The organism is Actinomadura macra NBRC 14102, assembly GCF_001552215.1.
In the GTDB taxonomy this organism is placed as follows: Bacteria; Actinomycetota; Actinomycetes; order Streptosporangiales; family Streptosporangiaceae; genus Spirillospora; species Spirillospora macra.
In genome coordinates this window covers 38,449-55,913 of the sequence record NZ_BCQT01000003.1, presented here as the reverse complement: position 1 = coordinate 55,913, position 17,465 = coordinate 38,449, and the positions used below count along the sequence as shown (strand labels likewise).

At 68.4% G+C, this 17,465-nt stretch carries 11 protein-coding genes; 7 read left to right on the top strand and 4 right to left on the bottom strand.

Features of this window, described 5'->3' with window-relative positions:
* The first annotated feature begins 26 nt into the window (after positions 1–26).
* On the top strand, positions 27–2,396 hold the full coding sequence (locus AMA02S_RS03955; RefSeq protein WP_067451707.1) for a hypothetical protein: 2,370 nt from the start codon (positions 27–29) through the stop codon (positions 2,394–2,396).
* Here the strand turns inward: AMA02S_RS03955 and AMA02S_RS41315 are convergent, their stop codons facing one another.
* Positions 2,397–3,509 (bottom strand): hypothetical protein, encoded by a 1,113-nt coding sequence (locus AMA02S_RS41315; protein ID WP_157430364.1) that lies wholly within the window; start codon positions 3,507–3,509, stop codon positions 2,397–2,399. It abuts the gene before it with no gap.
* Positions 3,510–3,546: 37 nt separating this feature from the next.
* Positions 3,547–4,137 carry an NUDIX hydrolase gene (locus tag AMA02S_RS03950; protein ID WP_067451704.1) on the bottom strand — a complete coding sequence of 197 codons (591 nt, stop codon included), beginning with the start codon at positions 4,135–4,137 and terminating at the stop codon, positions 3,547–3,549.
* Positions 4,138–4,331: 194 nt separating this feature from the next.
* Between AMA02S_RS03950 and pdhA the strand changes: the two genes are divergently transcribed.
* The 3 genes from pdhA to AMA02S_RS03935 are packed head-to-tail and all read left to right on the top strand — an operon-like array spanning position 4,332 to position 7,818.
* The gene (gene pdhA, locus AMA02S_RS03945) at positions 4,332–5,462 is read left to right on the top strand and encodes a pyruvate dehydrogenase (acetyl-transferring) E1 component subunit alpha (protein WP_067451701.1); all 1,131 of its coding nucleotides are present in this window, start codon (positions 4,332–4,334) and stop codon (positions 5,460–5,462) included.
* Positions 5,459–6,436: an alpha-ketoacid dehydrogenase subunit beta gene (locus tag AMA02S_RS03940; RefSeq protein WP_084264562.1), complete on the top strand. Its 978-nt coding sequence runs from the start codon at positions 5,459–5,461 to the stop codon at positions 6,434–6,436. The genes pdhA and AMA02S_RS03940 overlap by 4 nt, the downstream gene beginning before the upstream one ends.
* A complete protein-coding gene (locus tag AMA02S_RS03935; RefSeq protein ID WP_067452215.1) occupies positions 6,433–7,818 on the top strand; it encodes a dihydrolipoamide acetyltransferase family protein in 1,386 nt (461 codons plus the stop codon). The genes AMA02S_RS03940 and AMA02S_RS03935 overlap by 4 nt, the downstream gene beginning before the upstream one ends.
* Before the next feature lie 113 nt (positions 7,819–7,931).
* On the opposite strand, the gene AMA02S_RS03930 is transcribed toward AMA02S_RS03935, so the two are convergent.
* Together AMA02S_RS03930 and AMA02S_RS03925 are read right to left on the bottom strand one after the other, a co-directional pair.
* On the bottom strand, positions 7,932–9,596 hold the full coding sequence (locus AMA02S_RS03930; protein ID WP_067451698.1) for an OmpA family protein: 1,665 nt from the start codon (positions 9,594–9,596) through the stop codon (positions 7,932–7,934).
* A gap of 178 nt (positions 9,597–9,774) precedes the next feature.
* Positions 9,775–11,610, bottom strand: a complete 1,836-nt coding sequence (locus AMA02S_RS03925; RefSeq protein ID WP_067451695.1) for an acyl-CoA dehydrogenase — start codon at positions 11,608–11,610, stop codon at positions 9,775–9,777.
* A gap of 525 nt (positions 11,611–12,135) precedes the next feature.
* On the opposite strand from AMA02S_RS03925, the gene AMA02S_RS03920 reads away from it, so the two are divergent.
* The 3 genes from AMA02S_RS03920 to AMA02S_RS03910 are packed head-to-tail and all read left to right on the top strand — an operon-like array spanning position 12,136 to position 17,444.
* Positions 12,136–13,404, top strand: coding sequence for a glycosyltransferase family 2 protein (locus AMA02S_RS03920; protein ID WP_084264558.1), 1,269 nt, complete (start codon positions 12,136–12,138; stop codon positions 13,402–13,404).
* Position 13,405: 1 nt separating this feature from the next.
* Positions 13,406–15,529, top strand: coding sequence for a right-handed parallel beta-helix repeat-containing protein (locus AMA02S_RS03915; RefSeq protein ID WP_067451691.1), 2,124 nt, complete (start codon positions 13,406–13,408; stop codon positions 15,527–15,529).
* 1 nt (position 15,530) lies between these two features.
* The gene (locus AMA02S_RS03910) at positions 15,531–17,444 is read left to right on the top strand and encodes a right-handed parallel beta-helix repeat-containing protein (protein ID WP_067451688.1); all 1,914 of its coding nucleotides are present in this window, start codon (positions 15,531–15,533) and stop codon (positions 17,442–17,444) included.
* Positions 17,445–17,465 lie beyond the last annotated feature (21 nt).

Below are 17,465 nucleotides of genomic sequence, written 5' to 3'. Positions count from 1 at the left end.
GCAGGCGGACGAAGGGACCAGCGGCGATGGTCGTCAAGATCGACGTACGCGCGGTCCAGACGGAACTTCGGGCGATATCAAACGCCATGTCCGAAATAACCCGTCTGATGGGCCCCCAGATCTGGCAGGGCGGCTCCGCCGCGTCCTTCACCTCGGACCTCCAGGGCCACAACCGCTCCCTCAACCGCCTGATGTTCGAGGTCATGCGTACGGTCGCCCGCGTCAACCAGACCCCGTCCACCTACGAGACACCGGATATCCCCCGCCCCACCCCGGCCGGCGGCAGCCCCGGCGTCGCGTCCGTCTCCCCCAACGGCCTCGAACGCCTCGAAACCGCCCTCACCCGGGCCGCCGACCGCCTCCCCCACTCCGCCAAGATGATCCGCGGCCTCCTCGCGCTCGCCTACCCCGACATCCCGGGCACGGTCGCCTGCGACCACGCCGCCAACTGGTGCCGCGACCAGTCGTCCCGCACCCGCACGCGGATCATGTACGCGCTGGCAGAGAACCAGGCCAACCCGTTGCTCGCCGGCCCCGCCCTCTCCCCGATCCCCGACCTGGAACGTTTCGGCCGCAAGGAGATGACCGAGCTCGGCCGGCTCCAGGCCACCGCACTGACCAAGACCCTGAACAACCCCACCGCCTTCACCCCCGAGCTCATTTCCGAAATGGCCCGGACGCTCCGCACGAACACCAAGGACGACGGCTACCTCACGGCCTTCTTCAACAACGTCCCGCCGGGCTCGGTGGGCAAACTCGCCTACCGCCTCCACCAGCAGCACGGCGGCACCGGCCTCACCCCCGACGACAAGAAGATCATCGGCGATTTCGGCACCGCCCTGGCGACCCTCTCCCGCAAGAAGGACGGCCACACCGCCGTCACCCGCGCCCTGGGCCCCGCAGGCGCCGACATGCCCGGCCAGGCCCTCCTGGTCAAGCTGAGCGCCCCCAACGTCAAATGGAGCAGCGCCGTCCTGGTCGATCTGGCCAAAGCCGCCCTCCGCTGGCGCCAGAAATACCCCTCCTACACCATCACGCAGAAGGTCGTCATCGACCGCAGCCAACTCAAAGTGACAGCGAACCAACCAGACCACCCCTGGTGGCAGGATTGGGGTCTCGCCTCTCCGAGCAACGGTTCGAGCCTTAGGGAGTACGACCCCACCCTCAGCGTCCTGGGGCGCATTTCCCTACAGCGGGATCAGGCCGCAGCCCGCAACCTTGCCTCCACCGAACTGGAGGGCGCGTTTACGATCAAGGATGCCGAAAAGGCCGATCCGCTCACCTGGCTCTCCCGCGGCAACGGCGGAACCTACGCGTCCATGCTGATCGCTCCGGACTGGCCAGACGGCGGAAAGGCAGCCGGATCCGTCATCCAATTGGCGACCACCCCGGAGAAGGGCCACGAGGAGGAGGCGGCGATGAACGCCGCCGAGATCATGAAGACCGTTGCCTGGTGGAACGACAAGGGCCGCGATAGGGTCGACAAGCTCCTCAAGAAGGACACTCCTCCAGACTGGCTCCCCTGGTTCGACATCCTCCCCCGAACCGATCAGGCTCCCCCCGGGACAGACCACAGCAAGCACTACGCGGCCGAACTAGGCCCCGGCATGCGCACTGCACTCCTCAACATGACGCGCATGCATCTCCCCACACTAGGGACAGGCGACCTCGCCGTTAGCGGAACCGGGCTTCCCAGTACCGACCATGTGACGGGACGCACGTACGTAAACGTCGGCGGCCAGGAGATCCAGTCCTTTCTCCGGACTCTCGCCGCCGATGACAGGGCGTGGGCGCAACTCGCGATCGACGCCCAGACCTATCGTCAGCGTCTTTTCGCCTGGGCACTGCGCCACCATGCGATGGGCGAGGCCGCAGATCGATCCGGCTACCTCGAGGGCAACCTGATCGCCGCCTACGTGAATGAGCGAAGTAGCACCGAGACTCTCACTCAGAAACAGTTCGAGGATGCACAAAAACATCTCGGACTGTTGAGAGATCTTCTCGGAAGTGGAATCGGTGCGACTCCGGCCGGCCAGGTCCCAGGCTTGACCGACACCTATGGGATCGGCTCGAATATGGCTCTCGAAAAAGTCAAATACAAGGACTTCGAGAAGAATCTCGAGAAGATCAATGCCACGAATGCCACCTACGGCAATCAGCTGTACATTGATCTTGCGCGCGGCTATGCGCTGGCCAACAACGGCCATACTGGAAAGCAGGAAATTGACGCACTACTTCGACAGAAGACGCTGACCGAGGCTCAGCAGGCCACTGTGATCCAGTGGACCATGGAACATACCTTCCGGCCAGGGACGCCACACCAGGAGGCCTTGACCGGGATGGGGATCATTAGACAAGTCGAGAACGGAGTCAATCAGAACCGACCGAGCAAATAGTTATCGCAGAGGCTCGCCCTCAAGCTTTTCCGGAAGCTTGAATGCATATATCTGGCCGCATCTACGGTCATTCATCACGATGGTGCCATCACTCGTGCGAACAACGCCCCCGGGAAGAGCCGAAGCCACTGCCGCGAGAGTGCCATCTGCTCCTGGGCACCGTTTGAACGTCCCCCAATCAAGACGTTCCATCCTGCCGTCCGCCCGGATGAGTGTCGGGCGCGGCGCGCTCTGGGTGGTCGTCGTCCCACCCAGCAGAAGCACGGACTCCTGCCCTGTCACAGTGATTGCAGACCAGGGGGGCAATGTTGCCATCGATGCGGGAAATCGCACATGCCGGGCAGGCCTATCACGCGGGATGTACAGAATTCCCGTTCGCCCCAGCAGAATTGACTGCCCCTGTTCATCGGTGACCGTGTCTTGGGGCTGAAAACCCCCGCCTCCTATCACCCCGGCCAACGCCTTCACGTATCCCGGCGGCGTCCACTCCTGGAATTTCTCTGGCCCTCGAACCTCAAACAACCTTCCTGAAGTCGACACAATAACGGGTGTGCCATCTGCGCGAAGAAATATTTTGGCCCCGGACCAGTCTCGGTAGAGCTCGTCCATTTCATGTCGAGAAAACGACGTTCCCGACGCATCGACGACCTTTAACGTCTTGGAGGCAACCCGTGTTGTCCAATCGACGATCCGGGTCTCCCTCCAGTCAGTAAATGAAACCTTGGTGATCGCAATTCCCGGGCCCGAACCGAGCAGCCAGAGGTCATGTCCATTGGCGATCATCTGCTCGGCAACGACGTCCACCGCGTTGAGTTGCACGCGCCCGTCCCGCCCGAGGCGGACAACGCGTCCCTCACGACCGAAGTAGACGCGGTAATAAACGGTTCCGTCGGACGAGACGGCAAGGCCTCCACCGCCGTAGGCGCTGCTTCGCAGCGCGAACTCCCCATCTCGAGCGTCCCTGTTGAGGGCTGGGTCACCGGCGATGATTACTACCTGGCCGGGGCGGGTGGGGTGGGGGGTGGGGTTAAAGGACGGGCCTCCTTCACCCGTGGTGCAGGCGCCGAGGGCGGCCAGGAGGGCTACAGCGGTGGTGACCCGGTTGTAACGCACGTGTTGATGATGCCAGGGGTGGCCGCGCATGTCGGGCTCATCGGGGGGTCAGGTAGCGGTTGATCAGGATTCTCACCGGGGTGGTGAGGGGCTGTTCCAGAGCGGTGGCCAAGGGGAGCCAGGTGGGGCGGTGGCCCTCTTCCAGGACTTCGACGGTGGTGGACGAAGGGACGTCCAGGAGGTAGGTGTGCCAGCGGTGCGCGTCCGAGCCTCGCCAGCACGAATCGCCGGGGATGTCGTCCACGCCGAGTTCGGTGAGGTCGGTCAGAGCGGAGTGGAGGCCCACTTCTTCGTGGAGTTCTCGCTGGGCGGCGCGGCGGGGGTCCTCGCCGGTGTCGATGTGGCCGGCGGGGACGGTCCATTGGAACGGGTAGAAGAGGCGTTCGAAGAAGAGGTGGTGGCCGTCCGGGCGGCGGACGAACACGCCGGCGGACTCGTGCCAGTACTCGCCTGAGGCGTCGGTCCACCAGGTCAGGGCGGGGTCGATGACGAGGGAGCGGTCGTAGCGCCGGCCGCAGGTGGTGCAGGTGAAGCCGGGGGCGCCGTGGGCTGGAGTGACGGTCTCGGCCCGGCAGCCCCAGCAGTACTGGTGGCGGCGATCGTCGGGAAGGTCCACGTCGAGCCTCATACGGGGCAATCTACGGTGGCGCGCGTCACGTTGGGCGTGCGGGTGGGCCGGGCGGGGGTAGGACTTGCATCGCAGGGTGTGATGTCTGCCACCATGGCTTTAGCGGCTTTTGTCCCTTACCGGGGGCCGGGGCCGCTGACATCGGCCGGTGGGCGGCGATCCCGTGTACCGGCCCCGAATGAGGAGTGTCATCGATGACGATCGACTCCGTGCGCGGCGCGCCAGACACCCCCGAGCTCGCCGAGCCCGAGCTCGTGCAGCTGCTCACTCCCGAGGGGGAGCGCGTCGAGCATCCCGACTATCCGCTGGAGCTGACCGCCGACGAGGTTCGCGGGCTGTACCGCGATCTGGTGTTCACGCGGAAGATCGACCTGGAGGCCGTGGCGCTGACGCGGCAGGGGGAACTGGGGCTCTGGGCTTCGCTGCTCGGGCAGGAGGCGGCGCAGATCGGCTCCGGGCGCGCGCTGGGACGGCACGACATGGTGTTCCCGACATACCGGGAGCACGGGGTGGCGTGGTGCCGGGACGTGGAGCCGGTGCGGCTGCTCGGCCTGTTCCGGGGCGTCAATCATGGCGGGTGGGATCCCGCCGAGCACGGGTTCCACCTGTACACGATCGTGATCGGCAGCCAGACGCTGCATGCGACCGGGTACGCGATGGGGGTCCAGCGGGACGGCGTGCTGGGCACGCCGTCGGCCGGGGCGACGATCGCCTACTTCGGGGACGGGGCGACGTCGCAGGGGGACGTGAACGAGTCGTTCGTGTTCGCCTCGGTGTTCAACGCGCCGATCGTGTTCTTCTGCCAGAACAACCAGTGGGCCATCTCGGAACCGCTGGAGCGGCAGTCGAGGATCCCGCTGTTCAAGCGGGCCCAGGGGTACGGGTTCCCGGGGATCAGGGTGGACGGGAACGACGTGTTCGCGTGCCTGGCCGTGACCCGGAGGGCGCTGGAGAACGCCAGGACGGGCCAGGGGCCGACGCTGATCGAGGCGTTCACGTACCGGATGGGCGCGCACACGACGACGGACGACCCCACGCGCTATCGGCTGAAGGCCGAGGAGGAGGCGTGGAAGCTCAAGGACCCGATCGAGCGGGTCAAGGCGTACCTGGTGCGGGGCGATCTGGCGGATGCCGCGTTCTTCGAGAAGGTGGACGAGGAGGCGAAGGCGATCGCGAAGGAGCTGCGGGCCCAGTGCCTGGCGCTTCCCGATCCCGGGCCGCTGACGATCTTCGAGAACGTGTACGCGGACGAGCATCCGCTGATGACCGAGGAGCAGGAGCAGTTCGCCGCTTACCTGGCATCGTTCGAAGAGGAGGCGTCGTGACGACCCTGACACTCGGCAAGGCGATAAACGCGGGCCTGCGCAAGGCCATGGAGGACGACCCGAAGGTCCTCGTGATGGGTGAGGACGTCGGGAAGCTGGGCGGGGTCTTCCGGGTCACGGACGGTCTGCAGAAGGACTTCGGCGAGGAGCGGGTCATCGACACGCCGCTTGCCGAGTCGGGGATCGTGGGCACCGCGATCGGGCTCGCGCTGCGCGGGTACCGGCCGGTGTGCGAGATCCAGTTCGACGGGTTCGTGTTCCCGGCGGCCGACCAGATCATCACGCAGCTCGCGAAGATGCGGATGCGGTCGCTGGGCGCGGTGTCGCTGCCCGTGGTGATCCGCATCCCGTGCGGCGGCGGGATCGGCGCGGTGGAGCACCATTCGGAGTCGCCCGAGGCGTACTTCACGCACACGGCGGGGCTGCGGGTGGTGAGCTGTTCCAACCCGGTGGACGCGTACTCGATGATCCAGCAGTCGATCGCGTCGACGGATCCGGTGATCTTCTTCGAGCCGAAGCGCCGGTACTGGGACAAGGCCGACATCGACACCGAGTCGACGGACTGGACGCCACTGCACGCGGCGAAGATCGTCCAGCCTGGCGAGCACGTCACGGTGCTGGCGTACGGCCCGTCGGTCAAGACCTGTCTGGAGGCGGCGGCCGCGGCGGGCGAGGAGGGGCGGTCGATCGAGGTCATCGATCTGCGGTCCCTCAATCCGCTCGACATCAACACGATCGTGACGTCGGTGAACCGGACGGGGCGCTGCGTCGTGGTGCACGAGGCACCCGTGTTCAGCGGGTTCGGCGCCGAGCTGGCCGCGCGGATCACCGAGCGGTGCTTCTACCGGCTGGAGGCGCCGGTGCTGCGGGTCGGCGGGTTCTCCACGCCGTACCCGCCGTCGCGTGTCGAGGACCAGTATCTGCCCGATCTCGACCGCATCCTGGACGCGGTCGACCGGACCTTCGCGTGGTGACGCCGGTGAGCCCGAAGCAGTTCAACCTTCCGGACGTGGGCGAGGGCCTGACGGAGGCCGAGATCGTCAAGTGGCACGTCCAGCCGGGGGACCAGGTCGAGGTCAACCAGACGATCGTCGAGATCGAGACGGCGAAGGCGATCGTCGAGCTGCCCTGCCCTTTCGAGGGCGTGGTGACCGAGTTGATGGTCACCGAGGGGCAGACCGTGGACGTCGGCGTGCCGATCATCACGGTGGACGTGGGCGCCGAGGACGGCGTCGCGACGCCGGTCTCCGAGCCGCCCGCGCCGGCGGCGGCCCCGCGGGAGGAGGAGGTGCCCTCGGTCAACGAACCGGGGATGGTCTCGCCTGAGCAGCCCAAACGCCAGCCCGTCCTGGTCGGGTACGGGGTCAAGGCGGGGGCGACCAAGCGGCGCGCTCGCAAGGGCACGAACGGAGTTTCGGCCTCGCCGCCGGCCTCGCCGCCGGCCTCCGCGCCTGTCGTTCCTCGGCAGGTCGGTCGTCCACAGGCTGTGGACAACGGATTGCCGCTGGCCAAGCCACCGGTCCGCAAGATGGCCAGGGATCTCGGCGTGGACCTCACCACGATCGAGGGGACGGGGCCCAACGGGTCCATCACCCGCGACGACATCCTCACCGCCCAGGGCGCGCCCGAGGGCCGGCGGCAGACCGGGGAGCGCGAGGAGCGGGTGCCGGTCAAGGGCGTCCGCAAGGCGACCGCGGCGGCGGTGAGCGGTTCGGCGTTCACCGCGCCGCATGTCACCGAGTTCCTTCAGGTGGACGTCACGCGCACGATGGAAGCCGTCCGGCGGCTCCGTGAGATGCCCGAGTTCGCGGACGTCAAGGTTTCTCCGTTGCTGCTGGTGGCGCGCGCGCTGCTCACCGCTGTGGCAAGGAACCCGATGGTGAACGCCTCGTGGGCGGACGGTCCGTCCGGCGCGGAGATCGTGGTCAAGCACTACGTGAACCTCGGTATCGCGGCGGCCACCGACCGGGGGCTGATCGTCCCGAAGATCAAGGACGCGCAGGACCTGAGCCTGCCCGGCCTCGCGCGCGCACTGAACGAACTGGCCGCTAAGGCGCGCGCGGGCAAGGCGTCGCCGGCGGACCTGTCGGACGGCACGATCACGATCACGAACGTGGGCGTGTTCGGTGTGGACAGCGGCACGCCGATCATCACCCCCGGCGAGGCGGCGATCCTGGCTTTCGGTCAGATCCGGGACATGCCGTGGGTGCATGAGGGTGAGCTGGCGATCCGCAAGGTCACCACACTGTCGCTCTCGTTCGACCACCGCATCATCGACGGCGAACTGGGGTCGCGGGTGCTCCGGGACGTCGGGACCATGCTGGAGGACCCGCTCCACATCCTCGCTTGGAACTGACGCGTTGCGGTCTCGGTCCAGGGGCGCGCCTCTGGACCGAGACCGGGCGAGCGCGTCATCGCTTCACGATCTACCCCGGTGGCGCGCTCGCCTGACGGTTGGGCATGTGACGGTCAGGAGACCGGGACGTTGTTCACCTTGCCGAAGGGGCCACCGTCGAACACTACGGACGTGATGTTCCCTGGTGGCGCGGGCATGTAGACGATTCCGCGCACGGGCTCGTTAACGCCTGTCCTGTACGTGGTGGAGGTTGAGCCGACGTACATCGCGCTGCCCTTGAAGACCGGTGTGCCGATGCGGACGGCGCGATACACGTCCTTCTCGTTGGGTGCGAGGATCGAGAAGGAGGTGAAGATGCCGCCCGGATAGTCCTTGTGCGCGTAGGAGGCGCTCGGCGGGGTCGGTCCAGGACCCTCGTTGACGATGTCGAAAACGGCGACGATGTAGGCGCCGTCACGGAAGAAGGGTTTGACGTCCAGGCGTCTCTTGTCCGCGCCGAACCGGCCGTAGCGGCTGGCCACCGTGGCGCCGTCCTGTGGACGGAACGCGGACGGGGCGGTGCTTCCCCCGCGGCCTCCTGCCGGGGCGGTGCTGGGGCCTGTGGTGGTGGCGGTCTGCTGGCGGATCTCGTAGGAGATCTCCACACGGCGGTTGCGGGCGCGGGCCTTCGCGTCGTCCGCACCGCCCTCTTGGGCGATCAGATCCGCCTCGCCCTTGCCGAACGCCGAGTACTTGTAGGAGCCGCCCAGCCGGTTCTTCAGCTCCTTCATCACCGCCTCGGCGCGGTCGCGCGACAGCTTGAGGTTGTAGGAATCGCTGCCTTTGCTGTCGGTGTGACCGTTGAAGGTGAGCGGTCGCCGGGTGGGGTCGGCCTTCTCCTTGATCTCCTGGGCGGCCTCGTCCAGCACGGCCTTGGCGCGGGCCGACAGCTTGGCCGAGTTGAACGCGAACAGCACGTCCGTGCGGAGGTTGACCGTCACGTCCGAGCCGCTGGAGGTGACGTCCTTGATCTCGCCCTCGGTGATGTCGTAGAGCTCGGCCGGGGCCCCGGCAACGCCGCCCGCCGAAGGCGACGCGGACGCGAATGGGGAGGAGGAGGCGCTTCCCGGCGTGGGCGAGGTGGACGTGCCCCCTGGCGCGGACGAGGTGGGCGCGCCCCCGGTGCCGGTCACCGGGATGCCGGTGAACTCCCCCGTGGTGCCCGGGGTGAACACCGTGACCTGCTGGACGTCCTGTGGGAGGGGCGGGATCTCGGCGACCATCTCGCGGGTGGCGCCAGGCGCGAACTGCTCGCCGGTCGTGGACGCGGTCGGGCGGTAGTACCTGCGCCCGACCGGGTCGAGCACGCTCGCGGGGATCGGCACGGACTTGGCGGAGGAGTCCAGCGACGTCACGCTGTAGCGCACCACGGACTTGGTGCCCTGCCGCTCCACGCCCCTGACCTCGACGCGCGCGTGCAGCGCGCTCGTCCCACCGGTGGCGGGGGCACCGTTCGCGGCTCCCGGGCCGCTCGAAGTGCCCGACGCGCTGCTCGGCGAACCGCCCGACGAGCTGCTCGGCGAACCGCCCGGCGGTACGCCGGTGGTGCCCGTGGCCGTGCTGCCGAACCAGCCCTCCCTGACGTACTTTCCGCCGGACGAGGTGGGTGCGGGGGCGGGGCCGCCCGCCTTCGCGGTCGGCGGGTCGCTCTTCTCGGCCTTCCCGGCGTTCGAGCAACCCGCGGCCAACAGCAGCCCGGTGAGACAGATGGCAAGGGGGACGCTCGCGGCGGCGCGCATCGGCTCTCCGGTCGGCTGGGGGGAGGCAGGAGGTCGCGGCCCACAGTAGTAAGCCAGACGCCGGAGCGCAGCGCCCCGTGGCGCGCCGCGGCCCCTGCCGCGCGAAGTGGCAGGGGCCGCGTTCCCTCACCGCGGGAGACGGAGCGGGTCCGGGACGGCGGTCAGGACTGGTGGACGGTCAGAACGCCGCTTCGGGGAGGTCCATGAGGTCCAGGCCGGTGGCCTCGGTGATCGCGCGGTCGGAGGCGAGGCGGGGCAGGACGGTCTGGCAGAAGAACTGCGCGGCGGCGATCTTGCCGGTGTAGAAGGCCGTGTCGGGCTCGGACACGGCGTCGCCGCCGAGGGCGTGCAGGGCGACCTCGGCCTGGCGGCACAGCAGCCAGGCGACGATCAGGTCCCCGAGGGCCAGCAGCAGCCGGGACGAGTTGAGCCCGATCTTGTACAGCTCCTTGGGGTCCTCCACCGAGCCGAGCGCCCAGCCGATCATCGGGTCGAGGATGCCCTGCACGTCGTCCAGGCCGCGGGCGAGGAGTGCGCGCTCGTTCTTGAGGCGGCCGTTGCCGGCCTCGCTCTCGGCGAAGGCCCTGATCTCGCCGGCGAGCACCGAGAGAGACTCGCCGCTGTCCCGGAGGATCTTGCGGAAGAACAGGTCCTGGCCCTGGATGGCGGTGGTGCCCTCGTACAGGGTGTCGATCTTGGAGTCCCGGATGTACTGCTCGATCGGGTACTCCTGGAGGAAGCCGGAACCTCCGAGGGTCTGCAACGACTCGGCGCCGAGCAGCGCGTAGGCCCGCTCGGAGCCGAAGCCCTTGACGATGGGCAGCAGCAGATCGTTCAGCTTCTCGGCGCGTTCGTCCTTGCGGCCCTCGTGCTCGGCGATCTGCACCGCGTCCTGGTAGGTCGCGGTGAACAGGACCAGGGCCCGCATGCCCTCGGCGTACGCCTTCTGCGTCATGAGGCTGCGCCGGACGTCGGGATGGTGCGTGATCGTCACTCGCGGGGCGGACTTGTCGGTCATCTGGGTCATGTCGGCGCCCTGCACGCGCTCCTTGGCGTACTCCAGCGCGTTGAGGTAGCCGGTGGACAGCGTGGCGATGGCCTTGGTGCCGACCATCATCCGCGCGTACTCGATGACCAGGAACATCTGCTTGATGCCCTGGTGCACGTCGCCGACCAGGTAGCCGACGGCCGGGTGCTTCTCGCCGAAGGTCAGCTCGCAGGTCGTGGAGACCTTCAGGCCCATCTTCTTCTCGACGTTCGTCACGTAGGCGCCGTTGCGCTCGCCCAGCTCACCGGTCTCCACGTCCACCAGGTACTTCGGGACGAGGAACATCGACAGGCCCTTGGTGCCGGGCCCGGCGCCGTCGGGGCGGGCCAGTACCAGGTGGAAGATGTTCTCGGCCATGTCGTGCTCGGCCGAGGTGATGAAGCGCTTGACGCCCTCGATGTGCCAGGTCCCGTCCGGCTGCCGGACGGCCTTGGCGCGGCCGGCGCCGACGTCGGAGCCCGCGTCGGGCTCGGTCAGCACCATCGTGGCGCCCCACTGCCGCTCAAGGGCCAGTTCGGCGAACCTCTTCTGCTCGGGCGTGCCGATGTGCCAGAGGATCTGGGCGAAACCGGGGCCGGAGGCGAACATGTAGACGGCGGGGTTCGCGCCCAGCACCTGCTCGGCGACGGCCCAGGTCAGCGAACGGGGAGCGTTGCTGCCGCCGAACTCGTGAGCAAGGTCCAGCCGGTACCACTCGGCGTCCATCCACGCCTTGAACGACTTCTTGAAACCTTCCGGCATGGTCACGGTGCCGGAGGCGGGGTCGAAGACCGGCGGGTTCCGGTCGGCGTCGGTGAAGGACTCGGCGAGCGGGCCTTCGGCGAGCCGGTTGACCTCGTCGAGGACGCTGCGCACGGTGTCCTCGTCAAGTTCCGCGTAGGGGCCGCTGCCGAGGAGGTCCTGGCGCCTGAACACCTCGAAGAGGTTGAACTCCAGGTCCCGGAGGTTGCTCTTGTAGTGCCCCATTCGAGACTCCGTCCGGTCCAGCGGCGACCGAGGCCCCGCACCCATCTACTGGTCAGTAACTCACCATCATGCTACCCGCTGGTAACCAGTGACAACCACCCCGATGTCAGCAATCCGCGGGACGCACGCCACATCCGACCAGCCCGCCGACCGTGCACGTGATACAACTCACACGGTAAACACGCCTTTATTACCAGTCGGTATAAGAAAACAGACTTTTCGCCACAAAACAGACTTTCAATGCTATACATCTCGCTCAACTTCGTGTCGGATGTTTCGGAATCGTGTCGTCGGGCCGTCCGGAAGATGGCGGGCACATGGGTTGCCTCCCATTTAGCGGCAATCGCTTGACACACAACCGAAAGGACCGATAAAGCACCTCACCCCCTCTGACCTGGTGACCTTGCATGGCCGGATCTGGCAAAAACGGATCCACCACCCCAAGTGGTCCCTCTAACTAGAGATGGCGCGGGGGCGCTCGGGACTGCTGTCCCCTCCCGTGACCACACGGGAGAGGGAGGACGAGTGTCATCTGTCACGGGATGGCTGAGCGACGCCTGGGAGTCGATCGCGGGGGCGACGGCCGGGGGCGACTGGCGGAAGTTCGTTCCGCTGGGCTTCGCGGGACTGCTGGTGTGGGGGCTCTGGCTCTACCGCGTCGTGCTGTCCCGCATGGACCGGCCGGTGGTCAACAACTTCCGGACGACGGTGTCGGTCGTGGTGCCGTCGTACCGCGAGGACCCGGAGATCCTCGTCCGATGCCTGGAGAGCTGGCTCTCCCAGGACCCCAACGAGGTCATCATCGTGATCGACGTCAAGGACGTCGAGGGGCACCGCCGCCTTGCCGAGGTCGAGGACCCGCGGCTGCACGTGCTGATCTACGAGCACTCCGGTAAGCGCTCCGCGCTCGGTGTCGGCATCCGCGCCGCGCGGGGCGAGATCGTGGTGTTCGCCGACTCCGACACCTGGTGGCAGCCCGGCCTGCTGGACGCGGTGCAGATGCCGTTCGAGGACCCGCAGGTCGGCGGCGTCGGCACGCAGCAGAACGTCTTCCAGCGCACCACGAGCGTGTGGCGGCGCATCGCCGACTGGCTGGTCAACCTGCGCTACTACGACTACGTCCCGGCGATGGGCTCCAAGGGCGGCGTCGCGTGCCTGTCCGGACGGACCGCCGCGTACCGCCGTTCGGTGATCCAGCCGGTGGTGGAGAACCTGGAGAACGAGTTCTTCCTCGGCCGCCGCTGCATCGCCGGCGACGACGGACGGCTCACCTGGCTGACCCTGTCGCAGGGATACAAGACCGTGCACCAGTCGTCGGCGCGCGCGATCTCGATGTTCCCCGACTCGTTCCGCGCGTTCTTCAAGCAGCGGATCCGCTGGAGCCGCAACTCCTACCGGTGCTACCTCACGGCCCTGTGGAAGGGCTGGCTGTGGAAGACGCCGTTCGTCACCAAGGTCACCGTCCTGCAGATCCTGCTGACCCCCGTCACCATGGGCGTGACGCTCGGCTACCTGATCTTCAGCCGGATCCTGGACAACCTGACGCCGCTCGGCATCTCGCTCGCGATCGGATGGGTGCTGTTCGGACGCGGCGTGCGCGGCTACTCCCACCTCAGGCGCCACCCCGGCGAGATCCTGCTGCTGCCGCTGACCGCGCTGGTCATCATCATGATCTCGCTGCCGATCAAGCTGTACGCGTTCGTGACGATGAACAAGCAGGGCTGGCTGACCCGCTCGGCCGACCAGGTCGGCGGCGCCGGGCAGAGCGCCAGCTCGCTCCAGGGAGTGGGCTGAGGTGATCCGCACGGCATTCCGTCCCGGGGCGCTCCGCGCGGCGGGACGCGGAACGCTCTGCGCCGGGCTCGCGGCCGGCTTCGGGCTCGTCCCGTCCGCCCTGCCCGCGGTGGCGGCGCCGACACCACCGCGGCCGGCACGCGCACACGCGGGACCGCAGGACGACGCCACACAGCAGGCGGCGCTCGTCGACCGGGAAGATCAGCGGATCATGCAGACCCGGTCGGTGCTGGCCGCGATCCTGCAGATCGGCGGCCGGGCGACCGCCCAGTGGAAGCGGCCGCAGATCTTCGGCTCCAGCCAGGGCAAGACACTCGTCCTGCCCGCGGTGAACAGCGGCAAGCCCTACACCGTGAACGACCTGCGCCGCTACGGCGGCCGGTACTTCCAGCGGCTGCCGGACGGCTCGTTCCTGCTCGGCATCCACGTGTTCGTGGCGGACGGCGCGGCGCTGCTGCTGGCCAACCCGTCCGGCGGGCCGCTCGTCATCCGGATGGGCAGCATGCCGGGGGCGTTCAGCTCCATCGTCAGCTTCGGCGGGAACATCAAGATCGAGGGGAACCGCCGCTACCCGGTACAGATCACGAGCTGGGACCCGCGGACCCGCGGACCCGACACGCAGGTCTCCGACGGCCGCGCCTACCTGCGGGCGGTCGGCGGCGAGTTCCGGATGAAGTACGCCCATGTGTCCCGGCTCGGCTTCTGGAGCGGGCGGACGGGCGGCATCGCGCTCACCGGCACCGACCGTCCGGCCAGCGCCGCCAAGCACGTCAACAAGGAGCAGCGGCACGCCAACAAGCAGAAGCGGCTGGAGCAGCAACAGCAGCAGGGCGGATCCGGCGGTGGCCCCGGCGACATCGAGACCGAGCAGCCGGGCGGCACCGCGACGCACGTTCCCGCCGCCGACCTGGTCACCGGGTCCATCGACCACAGCACGATCAGCGGTGACGCGTTCGGGCTGTTCGTGTCCGGTTCCAACCAGACGCAGGTGACGAACAACCGGATCGAGAACAGCCTGGTGCACGGGGTGGTCATGCACCGGTTCGCCAAGAACGCCACCATCTCCGACACGTCGGTGACGGGCAGCCGCGGGGACGGTTTCGTGCTGTCCAGGGCGACGGAGAAGGTCAGGGTCACCGGCTGCACGTCCGAGCGGAACGGCCACAACGGCTTCACCGTCAACGGGCAGGCACTGGCCGACGGCCCCTCCGCGTCCGGCGAGTCGCTGGAGAGCTTCGGCGACAGCTCGATCAACAACAGTCTGGCCAGGAACAACGGCCACTACGGCATCGAACTGCTCGGCGGCGACAAGCTGTCGGTGCAGAACAGCAGGGTCATCGGCGGGGACATGGGCATCGTGGTCCGCTCCGCCGCCACCCAGGTGCAGATCTCCGGGAACCGGCTGTCCGGGCAGGTCCGCCAGGGCATCTCGCTGCGGGACGGGGTGAAGGGCGCGAGCCTCGCCGGCAACACCGTCGACGGCGCACGCACCGGCATCTACCTGCGCAACTCCTCCGGGACGCTGGTCGGGAACGTCATCAAGGGCGCGACCGCGCACGGCATCACGCTGATCGGCGGCTCGGGCGGCTCGGAGATCCGCGACAACAGCCTGAGCGGGGCCGGGACGAGCGCGGTGAGCACGTCCCGGGCGCACGGCCGGGTGAAGAAGACCGACAACGACACCGACGGATGGCGCGACACGGCTTCGCTGTGGATGAAGGCGCAGCGGTACATGACGCCGCTCAACGTCATCTGGGTCTGCGTCTTCTCGCTGGTCATCATCACGATGCTCCGTTCCCGCGGCGACGGGAAGCGGTTCGGGCGGGTAGGCGTCCACCCGTACACACTGCAACGGCCGATGGAGGAGCGCCCGGTCTGGAGGCTGCCGCGCCGCCAGGGCCCCGGTCCCCGCCTCGGCCGGCCGGCGGCGGGCGCGCCCGGCGCGGTCCCTCCGAACGCGCCCGGTGCCCCGGGCACGCCGGGCACCCCGGGTGCGGGTCCCGGTGGCGTACCGCCGCTCACGCCCGCGATGGCGGGCGCGAACGGCAACGGGGAACTTCCGGCGACGCCACCGCACCCGACGCCGCGGCACGGGTTCCCGCAGCCGGAACGGAGGGGCGTCTGACATGAGCGGACCGCAGGAGCCGAAGGGCCCGCAGCACGGCGCGGCGCCCCCGCCGAAGAAACGGCGCTTCGGCAAGGTCGCGACGACCGTGCTGGTGCTCGGCCTCGCCGCCGGCGGAACGTACGGCTACCGCGTCTACACCGGCCAGAACTCCGACATGCCGGACGTCAACGACGTGTCCGCCGAGTCGGCCAAGCAGCAGGCCACGCTGGTCGACCAGGAGGACACGCGGATCATGCAGATCCGCGCCAAACAGGAGTCCGACCTCGCGGGAGGCGGCGCCGAGGCCGCGGCGGCGCGCGTACCGCGCCTGCTCACGTCCGCGAACGGCCGGACGCTGATGCTGCCGCAGCGCCGCCAGCCCTACTACGTGGCGGAACTGGCCAAGCTGGCCGGGCAGGACTTCCAGAAGCAGAACGACGGGTCCTACCTGCTCGGCGTCAACATCATGGTGGCCGCCGGCGGGAAGCTGATCCTGCAGAGCCCCACCGGTCCGCTGACGATCCGGATGCGCAGCATCCCCGGCTCGTTCACCTCGATCGTCAGTGCCGGCGGGATGGTCCGGGTCAACGGCTCGGCGCAGAACCCCGTCCGCTTCACGAGCTGGAACGACGACACCCACAAGCCCGACACGCAGGTGACCGACGGCCGCGCCTACATCCGCGCCATCGGCGGCGAGTTCACCATGAAGTACACGCAGGTCTCCGACCTCGGCTTCTGGAGCGGACGGACCGGCGGCGTCGCGCTGACCGGCTCGGACCGTCCCGACTCGGCCGCCGAGCCGACCGGCGTGCCCGCCCCGCAGCGCGCGGTGCGGCTGCCGAACGGCGCCATCGAGCCGACCCGCGGCAACCGGGAAGAGGTCGAGGTCTCCGCGGCGGGCGGCGCGGGACGGGGCACGTCGTTCTTCGTGCCGGCCGCGAACCTCGTGAGCGGGACGATCGACCACTCCACGTTCACCGGCGACGCCTACGGTCTGTTCGTGACCGCGTCCAACCAGACGCAGCTCACCAACAACACGATCAGGAACAGCCTCGTGCACGGGGTGATCCTGCACCGGTTCGCCAAGAACGCCGTGATCGAGAACACCACGGTCGCCGGGAGCCGCGGGGACGGGTTCGTCCTGTCACGCGGCACCGAGGGCGTCCGGGTGGCGAACTGCACGTCCGAGGAGAACGGCGGCAACGGCTTCACGCTGAACGGGCAGCCGCTCGCCGAGGGCCCGTCGGCGTCCGGCGAGGCGGTCACCGCGTTCGGCGGCAACCTGATCAGCAGCAGCGTGGCGCGGGGGAACCGGCGGTACGGCGTCGAACTGCTGGGCGGCGACAACGTCGCCGTCCAGAACAGCCGCATCATCGGCGGCGACATGGGGATCGTGGCGCGCGGCGGGGCGACCCGCGTCCAGATCTCCGGCAACCAGGTGAAGGACCCGGAGCGCCAGGGGATCGTGCTGCGCGACGGGGTCCGCGGCGGCACCGTCTCCGGGAACGTCATCGTGGGCGCGAAGACCGCGCTGTACGTCCGGGACGCCGGCAGCGCCATCACCGGCAACACCGTGCAGTCGGCGCGCCGACACGGGATCACATTGCGCGGGGACGTCAGCGGCACCACCATCACGGGCAACACCATCGGCGGCGCCGGCACGAGCGTCATGGACGTCGACCGCGCCACCGGCAAGTACGCAGACACCGGCAACAACACCAAGGGATGGCACAAGACCGCGGGATTCTGGACGTGGGTCAAGCGGATCTTCAAGCCGATGAACCTGATCTGGGCGGGCGTGTTCCTGCTCGTGGCCATCTCCATGTTCCGCTCGCGAGGCGCGGCGCTGCGCATCGGCCGCCGCGGCGCCCACCCATACGAGAACCAGGCCAAGCTGGAGGAGCGTCCCGTCCAACTGCTCCGCCGCGTCTGAGGCCTGTGAGGGAGTCCGGCA